The sequence below is a fragment of the Phenylobacterium sp. Root1290 genome, assembly GCF_001425305.1.
Lineage (GTDB): Bacteria > Pseudomonadota > Alphaproteobacteria > Caulobacterales > Caulobacteraceae > Phenylobacterium.
Map to the genome: position 1 here is coordinate 993,513 of NZ_LMEE01000002.1, position 22,422 is coordinate 1,015,934.

Below are 22,422 nucleotides of genomic sequence, written 5' to 3' on the forward strand. Positions count from 1 at the left end.
CCGTGGCGTCCGCGGCGGAGATCGCGGTCCCCGACCAGGGAGGACTGCATGGGCGAGGCCCGAGCGGCGGACGGACGTCTTAGCGTCCGGTCCAAGGTGTTCTACGGCTTCGGCTCCGTCGCGTTCGGAGTCGCCACGCTGGGCCTCTCCTCGGCGGTCCTGCAGCCCTATCTCAACCGGGTGATCGGCCTGCCGGCGCTGTGGGTGGGGACGGCGATCATGGCCACCCTGATCCTCGATGCCTTCATCGACCCGGCGATCGGCCAGTGGTCGGACAAGCTGCGCACGCGCTGGGGCCGGCGACATCCGTTGATGTACGCCGCGGCCCCGCTGGTGGCGGTCGCCTGCATCGCCTTCTGGAACTCTCCCGCCGACTGGCCGCCCGAGACCGTCGGCCTCTACCTGATCGGCATGCTGGTGCTGCTGCGGCTCTGCGTCAGCCTCTACGAGGTCCCGAGCCAGGCCCTCGCCCCCGAGCTGAGCAGCGACTATCACCAGCGCACCAGCCTGTTCAGCTACCGCTTCTTCTTCGGCGTGATCGGCGGCTTCGGGATGAACGTGGTGCTCTACCAGGTCTTCCTGAGCCCGGAGAACGGCGGGATCCTCAATCGGGACGGATACGCCCAGTACGGCGTGCTGGCCGCCCTGGTGATGGCCGCCTCGATCCTGGTCTCGGCCATCGGCACTCACCGCCACATCCCGCACCTGGCCGCCCCGCCCGAGCGGCAGGCCAGCCTGCCGCAGTTGCTGCGCGAGATCGGCGGCACGCTCTCCAACCGCTCGCTGGTGGTGGTGATGCTGTCAGGCCTGTGCTCGGGCGTGGCGGCAGGCATGACCAATGCGCTCAGCCAGTACTTCTATCTGGAGTTCTGGGGGCTCAGCGCCGCCAACATCTCGATGCTGGCCCTGGCCTCAGTGCTGGCCTCCGTATCGGGCGTGGCCGCCGCGGCGCCGACATCCAAGGCGTTCGGCAAGAAGGCCGCGATGCTCGGCCTGTTCAGCCTGGCCACGGTGACGGCCTCGGCGCCGATCCTGCTGCGCCTGCTGGGCCTGATGCCGCAGAACGGCACGGGGTGGGTGTTCGCCATTCTCTGGGTCGACGCCTTCCTGGCCACGACCCTGGCCATCGCCGGCTACATCATCATCTCCTCGATGATCGCCGACATCGTCGAGGACGCCGCGGTCAAGACCGGCGTCCGTTCGGAAGGCCTGCTGTTCGCCGCCAACGGCCTGCTGCCGAAGTTCACCGCCGGGATCGGGGTGTTCATGAGCGGCCTGCTGCTGACCTTCGTCGCCTTCCCGTCGCACGCGCCGGCCGGGACCGTCGCACCGGAGATCATGCGCCACCTGGCCCTGGTCTACCTGCCGATCACCTTCGGGATGAACATGCTCTCGATCCTGGTGCTGGTGTTCTACCGGATCGACCGCGAGACCCATGAGCGCAACGTCGCGGCGCTGGCCGGCGAGAAGACGGTCGGCGACGCCGGTCCGCCGCCCGAAGCCGAACCGGTGATCGCCAGCGCAGGTTGAGACGCCCCCTTCCCTCGCTCTCCTGGTCGGGTTTACAAAAGCACACATAGAACAGGGGAAACGCCGTGGCTGAAGCCGTACCAGATAGTCAAAAACAAGGACGCCTAAGCGTTCCGACCAAATTCTTCTACGGCTTCGGCTCTGTCGCCTTCGGGGTGAAGGACCAGGGCTTCTCGTATCTTCTGCTGATCTTCTACAACCAGGTGGTCGGCCTGCCCTCGGCGACCGTGGGTCTGGCGATCATGATCGCCCTGATCATCGACAGCTTCCTCGACCCGATCATGGGCCAGGTGTCCGACAACTGGCGCTCGCGCTGGGGCCGCCGCCACCCGTTCATGTACGCCGCCGCCCTGCCGGTGGCCCTCTCCTACCTGCTGCTGTGGAACCCGCCGCAGGGATGGTCGCACGAGGCGCTGTTCTTCTACCTGATCGTGGTCGCGGTGATCATCCGCAGCTTCATCACCATGTACGAGATCCCCTCCTCGGCCCTGGCGGCGGAACTGACCACCGACTACGACGAACGCACCAAGGTCATGTCCTACCGCTACTTCTTCGCCTGGTGGGGCGGGCTGACCATGACCCTGCTGGCGCTGAAGGTGTTCCTGACGCCCGACGCTGAGCACCCGATCGGCCAGCTGAACCCGGCCGGCTACGTCACCTACGGCTATGTCGCCGCCGCGGTGATCTTCGCGGCGATCCTGATCTCGGCCATTGGCACCCACAACCAGATCCCGCGGCTGCGCATCCCGCCCGCCCGCAAGCTGACGCTTGGCCAGCTGGCCAAGGAGATGGTCGGCACTCTCAGCCACAAGTCGTTCCTGGTGCTGATGGGCGCTGGCCTGTTCAACGCCATGGCCGGCGGCCTGGTGCTGTCGCTGAACCTCTACTTCAACACCTTCTTCTGGCAGCTGCCGTCCGGCCAGATCGCCATCCTGGCGGCGGCCAACTTCATCGCCGCCGCGCTCGCCTTCGGATTCGCCGCGCCGCTGTCCAAGCGTCTGGGCAAGAAGCAGACGGCGCAGATGACCAAGGTGCTGTCCTTCCTCTTCGCCATCGCCCCGATCAGCCTGCGGCTGCTGGGCGTCTTCCCCGACAACACCTCGCCGGCCCTGCTGCCGATCCTGTTCGTCCAGGCCGTGTTCTCGACCGGCTTCTCGATCATCTCCGCCATCCTGATCTCGTCGATGATCGCCGACGTGGTCGAAGACTCCGAGCTGCGCACCGGCCGCCGGTCCGAGGGCCTGTTCTTCGCGGCCTCGGCCTTCGTGCAGAAGGCCGTGTCCGGCGTCGGCATCTTCGCCTCGAGCATGATCCTCCTGGCCATCGGCTTCCCGCAGAACGCCAAGCCGGGCGAGGTGAGCGAGGGCGTGGTGTGGAACCTCGGCCTTACCTACCTGCTGGTGCTGGGCGGGCTCTACGGCGCGGCGATCCTCTGCGTCTCGCTCTACAAGATCACCCGCGACAGCCACGCGGCCAGCCTCGCCAAGCTGGCGGCCCAGGCTGAGCAGGTCGAAGGCGGCGAAGGCCCCGAACGCGTCGGCTGACGCACCACGAAAAACGCGCCGGGCGATGAGGCCCGGCGCGTTTCATCGCGAGATGGTCGCTGCGTCTACTTGGCGATCCGCAGCGAGTTGATGTCCTGGGCGATGGCCCGGAAGGCGACCTTCAGCTCCGCCCCACCGTTGGGCATGTAGACGTACTCCGGCGAGGTCGCGCAGTTGCGCATCAGGTTCTGGACCTGAGTTTCGCTGCCGACGTTGAAGCCCACCGTGTAGATGATGATCCCCTTCGCCTGCATCGCCGAGCAGAGCTTGGCGGCCTGTGCGTACGGATCGCCGTTGGTGCCATCACAGTTGATTCGACTGTCGGTGTTTGGCGCGCCGGAGCCGGCGTCCTTTGCCGCGACGCCTCGACAGTAGGGGGTGTTGAAGGCGCCATCGGTCATCAGGACAACCACCTTGAGCAGTTCTCGCGTGCCGTAGGCCGCAGGCGCACTTGAGCCGGTCCAAGCGCTCGCCCACTCTGGCGACACCATGTACCAACCCCAGGCCAGACCAATCTGACCGGCAGTGGAGCCCGCATCATCGAGCGTGTCGATATGCGCTTTCAACGCGGTCCTATTGCTGGACAGCGGCATGATCGAAGCCGAGGGGCATGGCGCAGCGCCGGAATTGTCGCGATAGTGCCAGCCCACCGTCGATGAGGGGCCGGCATCGGTATAGGCGTCCGATCCCGTGCGCTCAGTGGCGCACGACGTCTTGTTCCACGTGTTCTGCTTGTTGGACACAGTTGTGAAGATATGAACGTCGCAACCTTCGCCACGGCACTGCGCCGTGCCCCCAGACGTGTACCCGCCCCAAGACGTGCCATTGGCGTTGCTCGTTGAACCAGAGCTCCACGTCTTGAGTTTGAAGGTGTTCTGCGTGACGTCAGTGGCCACGAAGGTCTTGCCGTTGAGCTGCGTCATACCCTTGACGCCGGTGATGTAAACCCGCTCGCCCTCGTAGAGCCCGTGGTTGTTCGAAGTGACGACGACCGGGTTGGTCTTGCTGGCCGCCGAGATGTTGGTCGGTCCCTTCGTCGCGCCACGCGCCGCGTTCTCAAAGGCGCCGAGGTTCACCCCATAGGAGTACGGAACGACCGCGAGCTTGGTGTAGTACGGCGACTGCTGGTCCTTCACGACCAGGTCGACCAGATCCTTGGCCGCGGTGCGCAGATTGCTCATCTGGGCGCTCATGGAGCCGGTGGTGTCGAGCACCAGGGCGACTTCGACGTTGTTGGAGTTGCGCAGCACGTCGGACGCGGCCGAGATGTCGGCCTGGGCCCAGAGGCGCGGCCCCACGGTCGGCGGCGTGATCGAGGCGCGGCCCTTGATGGTGATGCCTTCCAGCACGAACGAGCTGGAGGTGATCACCTGGCCGGTCGGCAGCTTGAGGTTCGCGCGCAGGGCGGAGTCGCCGGCGGTCTGGATCGCCGCCGGGGCGGTGGCGCTCGAGCGGGCAACGTAGAGCGTCGCGGTGTCGAGGGCGTCCTGCAGCTGCCCGCGCTGGCTGGTGATCATGTAGATGTCGATCAGGCCCATGGTGGCGGGCGCCAGCAGCAGCAGGCCCACGGCGAAGAAGACGGCGGTCGCGCCGCGCTCGTCGCGCAGCCCCGCAACGCACCGGGCCTTCACTCGCCCGGTCATGCCATGAATACGCCTGGCGACTTGCTTGGTGATCTTTTCCACGCCTGGAGCCCCAGCAGTTCAGAGTTGAATCTGCTGGAGCATCGCAGGTCAGCGTAAACGAACGGGCGCCGAAGACGGTTAAGGCAAAGCTTCTTTCGGCGCCCGCCGGCGGCTTACCAGCCGCAGGATTCGCCCTTGTTCTGGACGGTCAGCCAATCGTTCAGCGGCTTGAAGTAGGCGGTCACGGCGCTGGCGTCCGCGTCCTTTTCGCCGGTGAAGGCGGCCATCGCCTCCGGCCAGGGCTTGGACGCGCCCATCTCCAGCATCGTGTTGAACTTCTGGCCCATTTCCTTTTCGCCGTAGACCGAGCAGCGATGCAGCGGGCCCTTCCAGCCGATCTGGTTGCAGGCGGCGCGGTGGAACTGGAACTGGTAGATGTGCGCCAGGAAGTAGCGGGTGTAGGGCACGTTGGCCGGCACGTGATACTTGGCCCCCGCGTCGAAGGCGTCGGCCGGGCGCGGGCCAGGGGCCGCAAGGCCTTGATACTTAAGGCGCAGCTTCCACCATTCGTCGTTGTAGCGCTCTGGCGTCGCCTCGCCCGAGAACACTTCCCAGCGCCAGCGGTCGACCATCAGGCCGAAGGGCAGGAAGGCGATCTTGTCGAGCGCCATCTTCAGCAGGAAGGGGATGTCCTCGTCCGCGCCCGGTGCCTTGTCCAGCAGGCCGATCTGCTGGAGGTAGGTCGGGGTCAGGGCCGAGAGGCCGACGAAATCGCCGATCGCCTCGTGGAAACCGTCGTTTGCGCCGTTCTTGAACAAGAACGGCTGGTCCTTGTAGGCGCGTTGGTAAACGTTGTGACCGAGCTCATGGTGAACGGTGTAGAAGTCGTCGCCGTCGACCTTGGTGCACATCTTGATGCGCACGTCGTCGCGGTCGTCGAGGTCCCAGGCCGAGGCGTGGCAGACCACTTCGCGGTCCTTCGGACGGGTGATCATCGAGCGCTGCCAGAAGGTCTCCGGCAGCGGCGAGATGCCGACCGAGGTGTAGAAGCTCTCCCCGGTCTTGACCATCTTCACCGGGTCATAGCCCTTTGAAACCAACAGCTTATCGAGGCTGTAGCTCGACGAAGCGGTCTTCGGCTGGACCACGTCGTAGACGTTGCCCCACTGCTGCGCCCACATGTTGCCGAGCAGGTCGGCGCGGATCGGGCCGGTCCGCGGCTGCACGGCGTCGCCGTACTTGTCGTTGAGCTGGCCGCGCACATAGCAGTGCAGATTGCGGTAGAACGGTTCGACCTGGTTCCACAGGCGGTCGGTCTCGGCCGCGAACTTGTCCGGGTCCATGTCGTAGCTGGACCGCCAGAGCGCGCCGGTGTCCTTGAAGCCCAGGTCGCGAGCCCCTTCGTTCGAGAGCTGGGCCAGCTTGGCGTAGTCGCCGCGCATCTGCGGGGCGACCGAATGCCAGCCCTCCCAGACCGCCTTCAGCTCGGCCGGATCGCGGCTCTTGGCGAGGATCTCCTCGGCGTCGTTGAGGGTCAGGGTCTTGCCGCCGTGCTGGAACTTGCCGGCCGAAAAGGTCGAGTCCAGACGCGTGGCGATGGTCGCCAGTTCGCTCGCCGCGCCGGGCCGGTCAGGGGCTGGGGAGACCAGGAACAGCTTGAGAAGTTTCAGCTTTCGCGCCGTCACCGGATCGGCGGCGACGCCGTCGAACCTGGCCGCCTCACGCGCGTAGCGGGCCGTCAGCTCGTTCTGCTCGGCGACAGCCTTGGCCTCCAGCCACTGGGTGTCCTCGGTGATGTAGGTCGCCCGAACCCAGGCCGACTTGGCCACGTACTGGTTGAAGGCGGCGAGTTCGGCCTCGGCCTTGTCGACGAAGGCCTTGGCCTCGGCGGGGGTCGGCTTGGCAGGCTTGGGCGCCTGGGCCGAGGCCGGCGCGAACGCGAACAAAGCGACCGCCGTGGCGGCCAGAAGCTGGGATTTCATGCGGCGAGACGTCCCTAAGTCGGCAAATGCGGCCTTCTGACCGCTCTGCTTGGGAAAGAAACGTCTGACGGCGAAGCCGTCAAGCTGCGCTTAGACGCGGGCCTCCGAGGCCGCCATGCGGATTGCGCTCTCGACCGACGCCTGGGCGTCGGATTGCGACAGATCGAGGCCCTGGGCGACCGTCTCGCCGTCCTCGTCAAAGATCCGCCAGGCCCAGCCGCGCTCGGCGTGGGCGAGAGAGTAGGCGAACGGAAGATCCGTCACGGGCGCCTCCACGAAACTCATGCTGCAATGCGGCATGTCCGCTTTATGACGACTCCAAGACCAACCCGAGTCAAGCTTTCGGGCGGTTGCGGCGCAACACGAAAAGTTTCATCGGAACCAAGCGCGGACCTCGGAACCTATAGCCGGGCGAGCTTGGCCAAGGGATTTTGCATGTCAGATCAACCGTCTGCTGATCAACTGAAGGCCGGCGCCGGGCGCCTGATCCGCCAGGCGGCGCTGGTCGCCGGCGAATGGGTCCCGACCGATGGCGCGAATGTCATCGAGGTCGTCAATCCTGCCGATGGGACGATCATCGGGCGGGTCCCAAAGCTGCCGAAGGATCAGGTCGAGCGGGCGATTCGCGCCGCGGCCGACGCCTTCCGGCCCTGGGCGGCGCTGAAAGGGGCCGAGCGCGGGGCGATCCTTTCCAAATGGGCTCAGAAGGTTAGCGACAACGAGGACGCCCTGGCGGCGATCATCGCCCTGGAGAACGGCAAGCCGTTCAAGGAGGCGCTGGGCGAGGTCCGCTACGCAAACTCTTTCGTCAGCTGGTTCGGCAACCTTGCGCAAAGTCTGGACGGCAAGGCGATTCAGAGCCCCAACGGGCAGGATTTGATCCTCGCCTTCCAGGAACCTGTCGGTCCGGTGGCGGCGATCACCCCGTGGAACTTCCCGGCGGCGATGATCACCCGCAAGGCGGCGGCCGCGTTCTGCGCCGGGTGCCCGGTGGTGCTCAAGCCCGCCTCGGCGACGCCGTTCACCGCCCTGGCCCTGGCCGCGCTGGCGCTGGAGGCCGGGGTCCCGGCCGGGTGCTTCTCGGTGGTGACGGGCGCCCAGGAGGTGGTCGGCGGGGCGCTGACCGCCTCGCCGCTGATCCGCAAGCTGTCGTTCACCGGCTCGACGCAGGTCGGCCGCACCCTGGCCGCGCAATGCGCGCCGACCCTGAAGCGGCTGTCGATGGAGCTGGGCGGGGCGGCGCCGCTGCTGGTGTTCGACGACGCCGACATCGAGGTCGCGGTCGAGGGCACGGTGGCCGGCAAGTTCCGCGCCGGAGGCCAGACCTGCGTCTGCCCCAACCGGGTCTATGTGCAGGCCGGCGTGCGCGAGCGCTTCGTCGCCGCTCTGGTCGAGAGGGTGAAGACCCTGAAGGTCGGCGATCCATTCGCGGAGGGTACGGTGATCGGGCCGCTGATCGACGCCAAGGGCGTGGCCAAGGTCGAGGACCACATCGCCCGCACCGTCGCGGCCGGCGGCCAGGTGCTGACCGGCGGCGAGCGGCTCGAGGGAAACTTCTTCCAGCCGACCGTGACCTTCGGCGGCGACGACGAACTGTTCTGTCACGAGGAGACCTTCGGGCCGCTGGTCCCGGTGTTCGAATTCCAGACCGAGGAGGAGGCCGTCGCCCGGGCCAACGCCTCGGAGTTCGGGCTGGCGGCGTTCCTGTTCACCGACGACCTCAACCGCGCCATGCGGGTCGGCCGGGCCATCGAGTCCGGCATCGTCGGGATCAACGCCGGCCTGATCTCCAACGCCGCCAATCCGTTCGGCGGGGTCAAGCAGAGCGGCTATGGCCGCGAGGGCTCGGTCTACGGCATCGCCGACTACATGCAGGTCAAGGCGCTGACCCTGGCGCTTCGCTAGGCTGGCGGCCTTGATCACCTTCGCCGCCGGATGCCATAGAGGCGTCGGGTGCCCGGTCCTGTCGGCCGGTCAGGTTTAACGTTGGTCGGGCCGCCAGCGCGGAGAACCGCGACATGCGCCAAGCCAAACGCCGCCCTTCCGTCCTTCGCGAGTTCCTGCAAAGCGGGGCGGCGGGCGGCCTGCTGCTGATGGGCGCGGCGCTGCTGGCGCTCATCGTCGCCAACTCGCCGCTGGCGGAGAGCTATTTCCATCTGCTCCACACGCCCCTGGGCGGGCTCGACGTGCTGCACTGGATCAACGATGGGCTGATGGCCCTGTTCTTCCTGTTCGTCGGTCTGGAGATCAAGCGGGAGTTCCTGGACGGTCAGCTCTCGACCTGGGCGAACCGGGCTCTGCCCTGCATCGCCGCGGCGGGCGGGGTGATCGTCCCCGGCCTGATCTATGCGGCCGTGAATGCCGGTCAGCCGGACACCTTGCGCGGCTGGGCCATCCCGACCGCCACCGACATCGCCTTTGCGCTGGGCGTGCTGTCCCTGCTCGGCTCGCGGGTTCCCACCAGCTTGAAGGTGTTCCTCGCGACCCTGGCCATCGTCGACGACCTGGTCGCCGTGCTGGTGATCGCCGTCTTCTACACCGCGGACCTGAACCTGGCGGCGCTGGGCGGGGCAGGCGTGGCGACGCTGCTGCTGATCGCGCTCAACCGGCTGAAGGTCGCCCGGCTGGCGCCCTACCTGGTGCTGGGCGCGGCCTTGTGGTGGCTGGTGCTGATGTCGGGCGTCCACGCCACCGTCGCCGGCGTGATCCTGGCCATGACCATACCGCTGCGCCGCTCCAAGGCCGCCCCCGACGACATGACCTCGCCTTTGCACCGGCTCGAGCATGGCTTGAACCCGTGGGTCGCGTTCGCAATCGTGCCCGTGTTCGGCTTCGCCAACGCCGGCGTTTCGTTCAGCGGCATGAGTGCGGGCGTCCTGCTGGAGCCGGTGACGCTGGGCGTCGCGCTGGGGCTTTTCGTCGGCAAGCAGGTCGGCGTGTTCGGCGCGGCCGCCGTGGCGATCAAGCTGCGGCTGGCCGACCTGCCGGTCGCCGCCTCGTGGCCGCAGCTCTATGGCGTGGCGCTGCTCTGCGGCATCGGCTTCACCATGAGCCTGTTCATCGGCCTGCTCGCCTTCCCCGATCCCGCCCTGCAGGACGAGGTCAAGGTCGGGGTGCTGGCCGGATCCCTGGTCTCGGCCCTGTGCGGGGCCGCGCTGCTGAGCGTGGCCAAGCGCGAGCCGCCGAAGAGCGGCCCGGTTCCGGCGGACGTCTGAACCAGGCTAGTGGACGCCGCCGCCGGCGGGCAGATGGCTCTTGTCGTACTTGCCGACCTGCCCGACCAGGGTCCTGCCCGCCTCGTTCATGCCGATGAGCTCCACCTCGGCGCCCTGGCGGCGATAGCGGAACACCACCTTGTCGAGGGCCGCGACGCCGGTCAGGTCCCAGAGGTGGGTGTCGGTCACGTCGATCTCGACCCGCCTGGGATGTCCGTGATGCTCGAAGCTGGCGGCGAACAGGTCGGCGGAGGCGAAGAACAGCTGGCCGCTCACGCGGTAGCGGAGCACGCCCTCCTCCGGCGTCGCGATCTCCTGCACGGCGATGGTCTTGCCGACCTTGCGCATGAAGAAGACGGCCGAGAGCAGGACGCCGAGCACCACGCCCTTGGACAGGTCGTGCGTGGCGACCACGGTCACCGTCGTCGCCACCATGACGATCGAGGACTGCACCGGCGTGGACCGCAGCCGCAGCACCGAACCCCAGTCGAACGTGCCGATCGACACCATGATCATCACGGCCACCAGGGCGGCCATCGGGATGCGGGCGACCCAGTCCTGCAGCACCAGGATCAGGAACAGCAGGAAGAGCCCCGCCCAAAGCGTCGAGAGCCGCCCGCGCGCGCCCGAGGTGACGTTGATCATCGACTGGCCGATCATGGCGCAGCCGGCCATGCCGCCGAACAGCGGCGACAGCACGTTGGCGATGCCCTGGCCGCGGGTCTCGCGATCCTTGTCGGACGGGGTGTCGGTGATGTCGTCCAGCAGGTTGGCGGTCAGCAGGCTCTCCAGCAGGCCGACAAAGGCCAAGGTGGCGGCCACCGGTCCGATGATGCGCAGGGTCTCCCAGGTCAGCGGGACCTGCGGCAAGGCGAAGGCCGGGAAGGCGCTGGGCATCTGCCCCATGTCGCCGACCGTGCGCACGTCCAGGCCGGTGGCGATCGCGAACGCGCTGAGCACGACGATAGCGACCAGCGGCGAGGGCACGGCCCGGGTCAGCCGCGGCAGGCCGTAGATGATCGCCAGCCCGGCGGCGACCATGGCGTAGGTCCGCCAGCCCTGGCCGATCAGTTCGGGCATCTGGGCGAGGAAGATCAGGATCGCCAGCGAGTTGACGAAGCCGGTCATCACCGAGCGCGAAACGAACTTCACGTAGCGGCCCAGGCGCAGCAGCCCGACGACGATCTGGATAAGGCCGCACAGCAAGGAGGCGGCGAACAGATACTGGAGGCCGTGATCCTTCACGAGATCGGCCATCAGCAGCGCCATCGCCCCGGTGGCGGCGGAGATCATCGCCGGACGGCCGCCGACGAAGGCGATGGTCACGGCGATGACGAAGCTGGCGTAGAGCCCGACCGCCGGATCGACCCCGGCGATGATCGAGAAGGCGATCGCCTCTGGAATGAGCGCAAGGGCGACGACCGTTCCCGAGAGCAGGTCACGGCGGGGGTTTGCGAGCCACTGTTGGCGCGCGGAGGCGATGATCGACAAATGAAACTCAGCTTTGGATCGCCCGACGCCTTGCGTCCTGTCGGCGAAAGTTTCCCGGCGGATCGGCGGCCGAGATAGCCACCCGCGGCGACGGCGGGTCCTTGGTCGTCTGCGACCTAGCTCAATGGAGGCGTGGAGGCAACGGCGCGCCATTGCCGACGCCGGCGCCCGGCCTAAAGTTCCGCCGTGGGTGACACCAGGGCAGCGCCATGAAGAACGTGATCGTCTACCTCGTGGGGCCGCCGGGCGTGGGCAAGTACACGGTCGGCAGGCTCGTCGCAGACCGCCTCGAGGCGAAGCTCCTGGACAACCACTTCTGGAGCAATCCGATCCTGGAGGTGGTCGAGCCTGACGGAAGCGCCCTTCCGGCCGGGGTATGGGACAGGACAAACGACGTCCTGTCGGCGGTGCTGGAGACGGTGGCGCGCTTCGGCCCGCCGGGGCGCAACTACGTCTTCACGCATGCGGTTTCCGACCCGGGCGGCCATCCGCTCGACTGGATCATCGCCGGGCGGATCGCCTGGGTCGCCGAGCAGAGGCGGGCAGGCCTGCTGGTGGTCCGTCTCGCCTGCAGCGAAGATCAGCTTCGGGAACGGATTTCCAATGAGGCGCGCCGCCAGAGGCTCAAGACCACCGACGCCGGAGCGGCGCAGTCCCTGGCCGCCCTCGCCCCCTTCCCGATCAATCACGATTGGGTTCTCGACCTGGACACCAGCAGCCTGAGCGCGGCCGATACGGCCGATCGGATCGAGGCGGAGCTGGCGTCCCGGCTGCGGGAGTAGGTGCGAGGGGCGAGGCCGGATCGCCTTGGAACGGGAGCCGATTTCGCGCGGTTGTCGGGATCCGGGGGCGCCGAGCGTCCTTGGGCGACGGCCTTGTTGCCGCCCCAGCAAAGGAGACCACCGATGGCCGATCAGACACTGGTTCCCGCCGCCGAGCTCGCCGCCAAGGCTCAGACGCCGTTTCCGGGCGAGAGCGAGGCTTATCGCGCCGCCCGTCGTGCGCTGCTGGCGGAAGAAATCGAGTTCCGCCGGCACATGACGCGCCTAGTCGAGCAGCGCCGCGCTCTGCCCGACGGGCCGGTGGTTGCGGCGAACTATCGCTTCAAGGACGCCAGCGGCGCGGAGGTCGGGCTGCTGGACCTGTTCGGCGACAAGGACACGCTGGTCTCGTACTTCTGGATGTACGGACCGCAGCGCGAGCGGCCCTGTCCGATGTGCACCAACTGGCTGGGGGCGGTGGCCGGCAACGCCGCCGACATCAGGCAGCGCGTGGCCCTGAAGATCTTCGGCCGCAGCCCGGTGGAACGTCAGCTCGCCTTCGCCCAGGAGCGCGGTTGGCGCGACCTGGATTTCGTGCAGACGGTCGGAGACGACTACGCCCGCGACCTGGGGCTGCTGCGAGACGACGGGTCCGAGGACCCGGCGCTGGTGGTCTTCAAGCGCGACGGCGACAAGGTGCGGCTGTTCTGGGCCAGCGAAATGACGCTGGAGATGGCTGACCCAGGCCAGGACCCGCGCGATGCGCCCGACGTCGCGGCGCTGTGGTCGATACTCGACCTGACGCCTGAGGGGCGCGGCGCCGACTGGTATCCGAAGCTCAGCTATTGAGGAGAGCGCAGGCCGCGCTCGTACCAGCCCTTGCTGCGGTTCACGATCGCCACGATGGACAGCATGACCGGCACCTCGATCAGGACGCCGACGACGGTGGCCAGCGCGGCGCCGGACTTGAAGCCGAACAGGCTGATGGCGGCGGCGACGGCCAGTTCGAAGAAGTTGCTGGCGCCGATCAGGGCGGACGGCCCGGCGACACAGTGCGCCTCGCCCGACATCCGGTTCAGCAGGTAGGCGAGCCCGGAATTGAAGTAGACCTGGATCAGGATCGGGACGGCCAGCATGACGATGATCGCCGGCTGGGCGAGGATCTGCTGGCCCTGGAACCCGAACAGCAGGACCAGGGTCGCCAGCAGGGCGGCCAGGGACAGCGGCGAGAACCGGCCGAGAACCTGCTGAAGAAGGAGCTCGCCGCCACGTCTCAGCAGCGCCGAGCGCAGGACCTGGGCGAGGATCACCGGGACCAGGATATAGAGCCCGACCGAGAGCAGCAGCGTCCGCCAGGGGACCGTGATCGCCGAGAGGCCCAGCAGCAGGCCGACGATGGGCGCGAAGGCCACGATCATGATCGTGTCGTTGAGCGCGACCTGGCTGAGCGTGAAGTTCGGCTCGCCGCGGGTCAGGTTGCTCCAGACGAAGACCATCGCCGTGCAGGGCGCGGCGGCCAGGATGATCAGGCCGGCGATGTAGCCGTCGATCTCGCCGGACGGCAGGTGCGGGCGGAACAAATAGCCGATGAAGAAGGCGGCCAGCGCCGCCATCGAGAACGGCTTCACCGCCCAGTTGATGAACAGGGTGACGCCGATCCCGCGCCAGTGACGGCCGACGCCGCGCAGGGCGGCGAAGTCGACTTTCATCAGCATCGGGACGATCATCAGCCAGATCAGCACCGCCATCGGCAGATTGACCTTGGCGACTTCGGCCGACCCGATCGCCTGGAAGACCGCCGGGAACAGCTGGCCAAGGCCGATCCCGACCACGATGCAGAGCGCCACCCAGAGGGTCAGGTAGCGCTCGAACCGGGACATCGGCGCGGGCGGGGCCAGATCCGCCGCGCTCACGGCTGGACGGCGGCCGCGTCGGCCTGGTCGTGGATTTCGCGCAGTTTGGTCTGCAGCGAGAGCTGATCGATGGTGTCCAGCGGCAGGCTGAGGAACAGGCGGATGCGGGTTCCCAGCTGGCGGGCGGCCTCGGCGAAGGCGGCGGCGATTTCCGCCTCGGTTCCCTCGGCGGCGGCCGGATCGGGAATGCCCCAGTGCGCGGTCGTCGGCTGGCCTGGCCAGACGGGGCAGACCTCGCTGGCGGCGTTGTCGCAGACGGTGATCACGAAATCCAAGGGCGGCGCGCCGGGGCGGGCGAACTCATCCCAGGCCTTGGAGCGGAAGTCGCCGGCCTCGAAGCCCAGCGCCTGGACCAGCGACAGGGCGTGGGGGTGGACCTGGCCCTTGGGCATGGACCCCGCCGAGTAGGCGTGGAAGCGGCCGGCCCCCTCCTTGTTCAACAGCGCCTCGGCGATGATCGAGCGGGCCGAATTGCCGGTGCAGAGGAAGAGGATGTTGTAGGTCTTCGACACGGAGCGGGTCCTTAGCAGCAGTCGCTGGCGACTTTCATGAGCGGGGCGCAGATTTCGGGAGAGCCGCCGCAGCAGTCCTCGACCAGGAAGCCCAGCAGGTCGCGCATGGCGTCGTACTGGGCGCGGTAGATCATCGAGCGGCCGTCACGCTGGGCGACGACCAGCCCGGCGTGGCTGAGGATGTTGAGATTGGCCGACAGGGTGTTGGGCAGCATGTCCAGGCGGCGGGCCAGCTCCCCGGCGGCCAGCCCCTCCCCGCCCGCCTGCACCAGCAGCCGGAACGCCGCGAGGCGTCCCTCGTGGGCGAGGGCGGCGAGGCTTGTGACGGCGCTTTTCATTTCCATATTTCCAGCATATTCGAAATATGTAACGTTTGGAAGACAGCACAGCCGTGAGCGTCCCGTGACCGATTTCCCCGCCCTTCAGAGCGAATTCCTGCAGCAACCCGCCGCCGAGCGGCTGGAGCCGGGGCGGCTTGCCCAGCATCCGCCGCGCATCCTGCTGCTCTACGGGTCGCTGCGGGAGCGCTCGTTCAGCCGCCTGCTGACCGAGGAGGCGGCGCGGATCCTGCGGGCGCTGGGGTGCGAGACGAGGATCTTCGATCCGCGCGGCCTGCCGCAGCCGGACGGCGCGCCGGCCGATCACCCGAAGGTGCAGGAACTGCGCGCGCTGTCGCTATGGTCCGAGGGCCAGGTCTGGTGCAGCCCCGAGCGGCACGGCGCGATCACCGGGATCATGAAGAGCCAGATCGACTGGATCCCGCTGGAGATGGGCAGCGTGCGCCCGACCCAGGGCCGGACGCTGGCGGTGATGCAGGTCAGCGGCGGGTCGCAGTCGTTCAACGCCGTCAACGCCATGCGGCTGCTGGGGCGCTGGATGCGGATGATCACCATCCCCAACCAGTCGTCGGTGGCGATGGCCTGGAAGGAGTTCGGCGACGACGACCGCATGAAGCCCTCGGCCTATTACGACCGCGTCGTCGACGTGATGGAGGAGCTGGTGAAGTTCACCCTGCTGACCCGCGACCGGGCTGACTACCTGGTCGACCGCTACAGCGAACGGAAGGCCGCGGGCCGCGTCTCGCCGGTCGAACCGCTGGTCGCCCAGGCCATGCGGCCCTGACGAAGGCGCCCTACTCCCAGGGATAGAAGGGCGGCATCTGCGAGGCGCGGCCGGTGAACTGCGGGTCGCGCTTTTCGAGGAAGGCGGCGACGCCTTCCTTGCCGTCGCCGATGCTGGCGTAGAACATCGCCAGGGAGTCGATGCGGTGGGCCTCCAGCGGGTGCGGCTGGGCGGCGTTGCGCAGCAGCATCTGGCGGGCCAGGGCGACGGCGACGGGCGAGCGGCCGGCGATGAACTTGCGGGCCAGGCCTTGAGCCTCGGCGACGAGGACGTCCGGGGCGTGGACCGAGCGGGCCAGGCCGCCGCGCAGGGCTTCGGCGGCGTCGAAGATCTCGGCTGACAGCACCCATTCCAGCGCCTGTTGCGGGCCGACCAGGCGCGGCAGGAACCAGCTGGAGCAGGCCTCGGGCACGATGCCGAGCTTGCCGAACACGAAGCCGATGCGGGCCTTTTCCGAGACCATGCGGATGTCCATGGCCAGCGTCATGGTCGCGCCGATGCCGACCGCCGCGCCGTTGATCGCGGCGATGACCGGCTTCTTGCAGTTGAAGATCGCCAGGGTGACGCGGCCGCCGGTGTCGCGCACGCCGGCCTCGATGGCCGGGTCGTCGAGGCGGTCGTGCATGTCGGCGAGGGTGGGCGTCAGGCTCTCGTCGAGGCCGAAGACGTTGCCCTTGGCCGAGAGGTCCATGCCGGCGCAGAAGGCGCGGCCGGCGCCGGTGACGACGATTGCGCCGACGGCGTCATCCTCGCTGGCGCGCTCGAAGGCGTCGATCAGCTCGTGCGCCATCTCCACCGTGAAGGCGTTCATCTGGTCGGGGCGGTTGAGCGTGAGGGTCAGGACGCGGTCGTCCACCTCCCAGAGCAGGGTGTTGTAGGCCATCTGGTTCTCCCCTCGTGTTCTGCGGCGCAGTCAGTCAGCACAGCGGCGGGGCGGCGTCCAGAAGCGGTTGCGAGGCGGCGGCCGATGGGCGATGCAGGAGCCGAAGAGCGCGCCAGGACGTGCGCCGCCAACAAGGGAACGCCACCATGAAGACGCGCATCACCGAACTGCTCGGCATCCAGCATCCGATCGTCCAGGGCGGCATGCACTTCGTCGGTTTCGCCGAAATGGCGGCGGCGGTGTCGAACGCCGGGGGTCTCGGCATCATCACCGGCCTGACCCAGGGCACGCCGGAGAAGCTGAAGGCCGAGATCGAGCGCTGCAAGGCGATGACCGACAAGCCGTTCGGGGTGAACCTGACCTTCCTGCCGGCGGTGACGCCGCCCGACTATCCGGGCTTCGTGAAGGTGATCATCGAGAGCGGGATCAAGGTCGTCGAGACGGCCGGCAACAACCCGGCCAAGTGGCTGCCGATGCTGAAGGAAGCCGGCATCGTGGTGATCCACAAGTGCACCTCGGTGCGCCACGCGCTGAAGGCCGAGGCGATCGGCTGCGACGCGGTCAGCGTCGACGGCTTCGAGTGCGGCGGCCACCCGGGCGAGGACGACGTGCCGAACTTCATCCTGCTGCCGCGGGCCGGCGAGGAGCTGAAGGTGCCGTTCCTGGCCTCGGGCGGGATGGCGGACGGCCGCAGCCTCGTCGCCGCCCTGGCCATGGGCGCGGACGGCATGAACATGGGCACCCGGTTCATCGCGACCAAGGAAGCCCCGGTCCACCAGAACGTGAAGGACGCCCTGGTCGCGGCCAGCGAACTGGACACCCGCCTGATCATGCGCCCGCTGCGCAACACCGAGCGGGTGCTGGTCAACGCCGGGGTCGAGCGGCTGCTGGAGAAGGAAAAGGAGCTGGGCGACAAGGTCACCTTCGCCGACATCGCCGCCGAGGTGGCGGGCGTCTATCCGCGCATCCTGCGCGACGGCGACATGGACGCCGGCGGCTGGTCGTGCGGCATGGTCGCGGGCCTGATCCACGACGTGCCGAGCGTGCAGGAGCTGATCGAACGCACCATGGCCGAGGCCGAGCAGATCATCCGCGGGCGGCTGGTCGGCCTGCTGGACGCCTAGGACTTTTCCTCCCCCGCTACGGCGGGGGAGGGCTATGTCGCCGGGCTCATCCGCAGGACGCCCAGGAAGACGGCGGTCAGGCTGACCGTGTCGATGAGGGCGTGCAGCAGCATGCAGGCGACGAGATTGCCGCGCCCGGCCAGCCGCACGGCGCCCAGCACCAGGCCGGCCACGGTGGTCAGCAGCACCCCGCCGAGGCCCTGATAGCCATGGCCGAGGCCGAACAGCACGGCCTGGACCAGCAGGGCGGCGACGAGCGCCCAGCGCGAGCGGCCGAACCCGCTCTCCAGCCGCGACTGCAGGAAGCCGCGGAACACCAGCTCCTCGCCGATCGCCGCCGAGCTCCAGGCGACGAGCAGCCAGGAGACGTACTTCCAGACCTGTCCCTCGATCGAGGCGAAGGCGGCGGCCGAGGAGTCGGCGGGCAGACCGAGGGCGGGCAGGACGAAAGCCATCATCAGGCCGGCGAGCACGGCCAGGGCGAGGTAGCCGCCGACGATCAGCCCGGCGACTCGCCACCAGGAGGCCGGGCGGCGCAGACCGACCGCCGCCCAGGTCAGCCCACGCCGGCGCAACAGGAAGGTCGCCAGCAGGCAGAGCCCCAGCATGCGCAACGGCACCAGCAGTTGCGCCACCACCGCGCCGCCGGCGTTCGGCGGCGGCGACATCAGCAGCGCCCCCGCGGCGGCGACCAGGATCAGGACGTCGAGCCACGCCGCACGGCGGGGCGAGCGGGACAGCGCAGCGATCGGAACGTCGGCCATCGGGGTCTCCACGAGTCGAATGCGGACATCCGGGCCAATTGCCCGCCAGGGGTCAAGCTGGACGTTCGGGGAGGCTTGGCCGGAGTGGCCGCGTCGCCTATCTGGGCGCGATGATCAGACGCGCGGCCATCGACGACGCCCCTGCCCTGCTCGCGATCTGGCGGGCGGCGGTGGAGGCGACGCATCATTTCCTGACGGCCGCCGACATTGACGCCATCGAGACGCAGGTGCGCGGCTATCTGGACAGCAACGCCGAGCTGTGGACCGCCGAACGCGACGGGCGGCCGGTCGGCTTCATGGGCCTGGACGGCGAGGAGATCGTCAGCCTGTTCGTCGACCCGGCTGCGCATCGCGGCGGCGTCGGCCGGGCGCTGATCGATCACGCCCTGGCCCGCGGGGCGACCTGGCTCGGGGTAAACGAGCAGAACCCCGGGGCCATCACCTTCTACGAGCGGCTGGGCTTTACGGTGACAGACCGCTCCGACCTCGACAGCGAAGGACGGCCGTTCCCGATCCTGACCATGCGGCGGACCTAGGCTAGTCTGGCCGCACGGGAGGAACCGATGACCGTGGATCTCGAGGCGGCGTTCACGACGACGATGGATCAACTGGAGGCCGGACTTTCCGCGCGGGCGGCGGGCTCATGAGCCTGGCGATCATCCGCGCGCGAGCCGGCGATGCGGCGCTGCTGCAGAACCTCTTTCAGCTCTACACCCACGACTTCTCGGAGTTCTGGGCCGGGAGCGCGCGCGGCGAGCTGGGGGCCGAAGGCCGGTTCACGGACTATCCGCTGGAACCGTACTTCGCGCGGCCGGGCTGGTCGGCCTGGTTGCTGAAGGCGGGCGAGGCGCCGGCCGGGTTCGCGCTGATCAATGACGACGCGCACTCCGGACTGCCGGCGCGGCGGTCGATGGCCGAGTTCTTCGTGGTGCGCAAACACCGCGGCCAGGGGGCAGGGCGGGCGGCGGCCCAGACGCTGATCGCCGACGAGCCGGGCAGCTGGGAGGTCGCCGTGGCGCGGGCCAACACCGGGGCGCTGGCCTTCTGGCGCAAGGTGGCGGCGGCCTGCGCGGCGGGACCGGTCGAGGAGCTGGACGTCGCCAGCCCCGACTGGAACGGGCCGGTGCTGCGGTTCGCGGCGCGCTAGGGGATCAGGCCTCCAGCTCGTAGCCCGCCTCGCGCCAGGCCGTCAGGCCGCCGTCGAGGGCGACGGCGCGGGTGAAGCCGAGCTCGCGCAGGGTGGCGGCGGCCAGGGTGGAGATCTTGCCGAACTCGCAGCAGGCCAGGATGCGCACGGTGGGATCGAGCAGCTCGGAATTGACCCGCAGCTCCAGCTGACCGCGCGGCAGATGGCGGGCGCCGGGAATATGGCCGGCCTCGAAGGCGTCCTTCTCGCGCAGGTCGAGGATGACGATATCACGGCTGTTGCCGCCGATGCGGCTGTGCAACTCGGCCAGCGACATGAACGGCACTTTCGCCGAGGCTTCGGCCAGCAGCTGGGCGACGGTCTTGCCGCCGCTCATATTGGTGCGCAGCGCCTCGGTCAGGTGGGTGGGCGCCGAGAGGTCGAGGCTCTGCATCATCGCCACGAACTCGGCGCGGTCGGTCTTCTGCAGACGCGGGTTGGCGTCGATCTCGTCGCCGATGGTCGAGTGGGTGCGGCCCTTGTAGTCGTGGGCCGGGTAGACCAGCATCTCGCGCGGCAGCTTCAGCAGCTTGTCGAACAGGCTCTCAAAGAGAGCGTGCGGATCGCCGGTCGGCAGGTCGGTGCGGCCGGTCCCGCCGATCAGCAGGGTGTCGCCGGTGAACACCCGGTCAGCCATGACCAGGCACATGGAGTCGCCGGTGTGGCCGGGCGTGTGCAGCGCCTGAAGACGCAGCTCGCCGACAATCAGCATGTCGCCGTCGTCGAGGCGCAGGTCGGCGTAGGGCGCGGGGCTGAGGCGGTGCATGACCACGGGCGCCGGCAACAGCTTCTGCAGCTCGTGGCTGGCCGAGAAGTGGTCGGCGTGGGTGTGGGTATCGACGATGTAGCGGACATGCAGGCCGAGCTGGCCGGCCAGGCCGACATAGCGGTCGATCTGCGAGAACTCGGGGTCGATGAGCACGGCGGCGCGGGTCGCCTCGCAGCCGACCAGGTAGGACTGGCAGCCGCCGGTGGGTATCTGTTCGAAGATCATCGTAGGACCCCTGTTCCTTGCGGCGGGACAGTCGCGCCAACCACGGCCGGGCGCAAGCCGAACGCCGTTGCACATGGGGCCTTTACCCGAGGACGCCGCAGGGGGCGGCCCGATGGCGAACGGCGCCGCTCAGAGGGAGGCTGGCCCGCAGGGCGGCGTGTTCAGCGTCCCCGATCAAAAGGGAGCGCGTGAGATGCCAAAGGGCAAACCCAACATCCTGTTCATCATGGGCGACGATATCGGCTGGTACAATATCAGCGCCTACAACCTCGGCGTCATGGGCTATCGGACGCCCAATATCGACCGCATCGCCCAGGAAGGCGCCCTGTTCACAGACTGGTACGCCCAGCAGAGCTGCACGGCCGGGCGCGCGGCGTTCCTGACCGGCCAGTCGCCGATCCGCACGGGCCTGACCAAGGTCGGACTGCCGGGCGCGACGCTCGGCCTGACGGCTGACGATCCCTGTATCGCCCAGGTCCTGAAAGCGCAGGGCTACGCCACCGGCCAGTTCGGCAAGAACCACCTGGGCGACCGCGACGAACACCTGCCGACCATGCACGGTTTCGACGAGTTCTTCGGCAATCTCTACCACCTGAACGCCGAGGAAGAGCCGGAGAACGAGGACTATCCGAAGGACCCGGAGTTCCGGAAGAAGTTCGGCCCGCGCGGCGTGCTGAAGTGCAAGGCCGACGGCAAGGGCGGCCAGAGCATCGAGAACACCGGCCCGATGGACACCAAGCGGATGGAGACGGTGGACGAGGAGTTCCTCGCCAGCGCCAAGGACTTCATCAAGCGCAGCAACAAGGAGGGCGGCCCCTGGTTCTGCTACTTCAACTCCACGCGCATGCACATCTTCACGCACCTGAAGGCGGAGTCGAAAGGCAAGACCGGCCTGGGCACCTATCCTGACGGGATGGTCGAGCACGACGGGCATGTCGGCGAACTGCTGGCCCTGGTCGACGAGCTGGGCGTCGCCGAGGACACGATCGTCGTCTACACCACCGACAACGGCGCCGAGTGCTTCACCTGGCCGGACGGCGGCTCGACCCCGTTCAAGGGCGAGAAGGCGACCAACTGGGAGGGCGGCTTCCGCGTGCCTTGCGCGATCCGCTGGCCCGGAACGATCAAGCCCGGCAGCATCGTCAACGAGATCTGCGCGCACGAAGACTTCCTGGCCACCTTCGCGGCGGCGGCCGGCGACACCGACATCGTCGAGCGGATCCGCAAGGGCGGGAAGATCGGCGACAAGACGTTCAAGGTGCACCTGGACGGCAACAACCTGATTCCCGCCTTCAAGGGCGAGGCCAAGGAATGGCCGCGTCAGGGCTTCGCGTACTGGAGCGACGACGGCGACCTGATGGCGGTGCGCGTCAAGCACTGGAAGGTCGCGTTCATGACCCAGAACACGGAGATCAATCCGCACACGCCGCTGGGCGTCTGGCAGGGCGCCTTCACAAGCCTGCGCGCGCCGATGATGTACAACATCCGCTCGGACCCGTTCGAGCGCGGCCCCGAGAGCATCAACTATGCGGACTTCGTCGCCCGCCGGATGTTCCTGATGGTGCCGGCGCAGGTGATCGTCGCCAAGCTGCTGGAGACCTTCAAGGAGTTTCCGCCGCGGGCCAAGGCGGCGAGCTTCACGGTCAGCGACGCGATGGAGAAGATCGCCACCGCGAGCCCGAACCAGAACTGACGACTCCGCCATCCGGCGATCGAGGGGCGAGCCTGGCTCGCCCCTTTTTCGTGTGGGCCGGCTGGGGACGGGCGCCTACCCGT

The 22,422-nt window shown here is 68.2% G+C and carries 21 protein-coding genes and 1 other annotated feature; of the genes, 11 read left to right on the forward strand and 10 right to left on the reverse strand.

Features of this window, described 5'->3' with window-relative positions; genetic code table 11:
- Window positions 1-48 precede the first annotated feature (48 nt).
- Together ASC79_RS14385 and ASC79_RS14390 are read left to right on the forward strand one after the other, a co-directional pair.
- Entirely contained in the window at window positions 49-1,530 is a 1,482-nt protein-coding gene (locus ASC79_RS14385; protein ID WP_056017663.1) for an MFS transporter, read from the forward strand.
- A gap of 65 nt (window positions 1,531-1,595) precedes the next feature.
- Window positions 1,596-3,074: an MFS transporter gene (locus tag ASC79_RS14390; protein WP_082532116.1), complete on the forward strand. Its 1,479-nt coding sequence runs from the start codon at window positions 1,596-1,598 to the stop codon at window positions 3,072-3,074.
- Between the two features lie 65 nt (window positions 3,075-3,139).
- Here the strand turns inward: ASC79_RS14390 and ASC79_RS14395 are convergent, their stop codons facing one another.
- From ASC79_RS14395 to ASC79_RS14405, 3 genes are all read right to left on the reverse strand, one after another.
- On the reverse strand, window positions 3,140-4,759 hold the full coding sequence (locus tag ASC79_RS14395; protein ID WP_056017669.1) for a TadE/TadG family type IV pilus assembly protein: 1,620 nt from the start codon (window positions 4,757-4,759) through the stop codon (window positions 3,140-3,142).
- Between the two features lie 113 nt (window positions 4,760-4,872).
- Window positions 4,873-6,681, reverse strand: a complete 1,809-nt coding sequence (locus ASC79_RS14400; RefSeq protein WP_056017672.1) for a M2 family metallopeptidase — start codon at window positions 6,679-6,681, stop codon at window positions 4,873-4,875.
- Window positions 6,682-6,771: 90 nt separating this feature from the next.
- Entirely contained in the window at window positions 6,772-6,945 is a 174-nt protein-coding gene (locus tag ASC79_RS14405) for a hypothetical protein (protein ID WP_156378274.1), read from the reverse strand.
- 171 nt (window positions 6,946-7,116) lie between these two features.
- Between ASC79_RS14405 and ASC79_RS14410 the strand changes: the two genes are divergently transcribed.
- Together ASC79_RS14410 and nhaA are read left to right on the forward strand one after the other, a co-directional pair.
- Complete coding sequence (locus ASC79_RS14410; RefSeq protein WP_056017678.1) at window positions 7,117-8,586, forward strand: NAD-dependent succinate-semialdehyde dehydrogenase; 1,470 nt, start codon at window positions 7,117-7,119, stop codon at window positions 8,584-8,586.
- Window positions 8,587-8,699: 113 nt separating this feature from the next.
- Window positions 8,700-9,896, forward strand: a complete 1,197-nt coding sequence (gene nhaA, locus ASC79_RS14415; protein WP_056017683.1) for a Na+/H+ antiporter NhaA — start codon at window positions 8,700-8,702, stop codon at window positions 9,894-9,896.
- Between the two features lie 6 nt (window positions 9,897-9,902).
- Here the strand turns inward: nhaA and ASC79_RS14420 are convergent, their stop codons facing one another.
- A complete protein-coding gene (locus ASC79_RS14420) occupies window positions 9,903-11,381 on the reverse strand; it encodes a SulP family inorganic anion transporter (protein WP_235528683.1) in 1,479 nt (492 codons plus the stop codon).
- 54 nt (window positions 11,382-11,435) lie between these two features.
- Window positions 11,436-11,491: a sequence feature (sul1 is cis-regulatory element that is thought to sense ions involved in sulfur or methionine metabolism; They are found in Alphaproteobacteria), on the reverse strand.
- A gap of 105 nt (window positions 11,492-11,596) precedes the next feature.
- On the opposite strand from ASC79_RS14420, the gene ASC79_RS14425 reads away from it, so the two are divergent.
- The gene (locus ASC79_RS14425; protein WP_056017686.1) at window positions 11,597-12,169 is read left to right on the forward strand and encodes an AAA family ATPase; all 573 of its coding nucleotides are present in this window, start codon (window positions 11,597-11,599) and stop codon (window positions 12,167-12,169) included.
- Window positions 12,170-12,292: 123 nt separating this feature from the next.
- Window positions 12,293-12,997 (forward strand): DUF899 family protein, encoded by a 705-nt coding sequence (locus tag ASC79_RS14430; protein WP_056017691.1) that lies wholly within the window; start codon window positions 12,293-12,295, stop codon window positions 12,995-12,997.
- On the opposite strand, the gene arsB is transcribed toward ASC79_RS14430, so the two are convergent.
- The 3 genes from arsB to ASC79_RS14445 are packed head-to-tail and all read right to left on the reverse strand — an operon-like array spanning window position 12,991 to window position 14,917.
- Window positions 12,991-14,028 carry an ACR3 family arsenite efflux transporter gene (gene arsB / locus ASC79_RS14435; protein ID WP_056018009.1) on the reverse strand — a complete coding sequence of 346 codons (1,038 nt, stop codon included), beginning with the start codon at window positions 14,026-14,028 and terminating at the stop codon, window positions 12,991-12,993. The genes ASC79_RS14430 and arsB overlap by 7 nt on opposite strands.
- A 29-nt stretch (window positions 14,029-14,057) precedes the next feature.
- The gene (locus tag ASC79_RS14440) at window positions 14,058-14,573 is read right to left on the reverse strand and encodes an arsenate reductase ArsC (protein WP_056017693.1); all 516 of its coding nucleotides are present in this window, start codon (window positions 14,571-14,573) and stop codon (window positions 14,058-14,060) included.
- Between the two features lie 11 nt (window positions 14,574-14,584).
- Window positions 14,585-14,917 (reverse strand): helix-turn-helix transcriptional regulator, encoded by a 333-nt coding sequence (locus ASC79_RS14445; RefSeq protein ID WP_056017696.1) that lies wholly within the window; start codon window positions 14,915-14,917, stop codon window positions 14,585-14,587.
- 58 nt (window positions 14,918-14,975) lie between these two features.
- Here ASC79_RS14445 and arsH point away from each other — a divergent pair, with 58 nt between their 5' ends.
- Window positions 14,976-15,695: an arsenical resistance protein ArsH gene (arsH, locus tag ASC79_RS14450; protein WP_056017699.1), complete on the forward strand. Its 720-nt coding sequence runs from the start codon at window positions 14,976-14,978 to the stop codon at window positions 15,693-15,695.
- 10 nt (window positions 15,696-15,705) lie between these two features.
- Here the strand turns inward: arsH and ASC79_RS14455 are convergent, their stop codons facing one another.
- Window positions 15,706-16,578: a crotonase/enoyl-CoA hydratase family protein gene (locus ASC79_RS14455; protein ID WP_056017701.1), complete on the reverse strand. Its 873-nt coding sequence runs from the start codon at window positions 16,576-16,578 to the stop codon at window positions 15,706-15,708.
- 146 nt (window positions 16,579-16,724) lie between these two features.
- Here ASC79_RS14455 and ASC79_RS14460 point away from each other — a divergent pair, with 146 nt between their 5' ends.
- Complete coding sequence (locus ASC79_RS14460; RefSeq protein ID WP_056017704.1) at window positions 16,725-17,702, forward strand: nitronate monooxygenase family protein; 978 nt, start codon at window positions 16,725-16,727, stop codon at window positions 17,700-17,702.
- A 32-nt stretch (window positions 17,703-17,734) separates the two neighbouring features.
- On the opposite strand, the gene ASC79_RS14465 is transcribed toward ASC79_RS14460, so the two are convergent.
- Window positions 17,735-18,466 carry a CPBP family intramembrane glutamic endopeptidase gene (locus ASC79_RS14465; protein WP_056017707.1) on the reverse strand — a complete coding sequence of 244 codons (732 nt, stop codon included), beginning with the start codon at window positions 18,464-18,466 and terminating at the stop codon, window positions 17,735-17,737.
- A gap of 110 nt (window positions 18,467-18,576) precedes the next feature.
- On the opposite strand from ASC79_RS14465, the gene ASC79_RS14470 reads away from it, so the two are divergent.
- Entirely contained in the window at window positions 18,577-19,002 is a 426-nt protein-coding gene (locus ASC79_RS14470) for an acetyltransferase (protein WP_056017711.1), read from the forward strand.
- A gap of 107 nt (window positions 19,003-19,109) precedes the next feature.
- A complete protein-coding gene (locus ASC79_RS14475; RefSeq protein ID WP_056017713.1) occupies window positions 19,110-19,613 on the forward strand; it encodes a GNAT family N-acetyltransferase in 504 nt (167 codons plus the stop codon).
- Window positions 19,614-19,617: 4 nt separating this feature from the next.
- Here the strand turns inward: ASC79_RS14475 and ASC79_RS14480 are convergent, their stop codons facing one another.
- Window positions 19,618-20,646, reverse strand: a complete 1,029-nt coding sequence (locus tag ASC79_RS14480; RefSeq protein ID WP_056017715.1) for an MBL fold metallo-hydrolase — start codon at window positions 20,644-20,646, stop codon at window positions 19,618-19,620.
- A gap of 193 nt (window positions 20,647-20,839) precedes the next feature.
- On the opposite strand from ASC79_RS14480, the gene ASC79_RS14485 reads away from it, so the two are divergent.
- Window positions 20,840-22,339 carry an arylsulfatase gene (locus ASC79_RS14485; protein ID WP_056018011.1) on the forward strand — a complete coding sequence of 500 codons (1,500 nt, stop codon included), beginning with the start codon at window positions 20,840-20,842 and terminating at the stop codon, window positions 22,337-22,339.
- Window positions 22,340-22,422 lie beyond the last annotated feature (83 nt).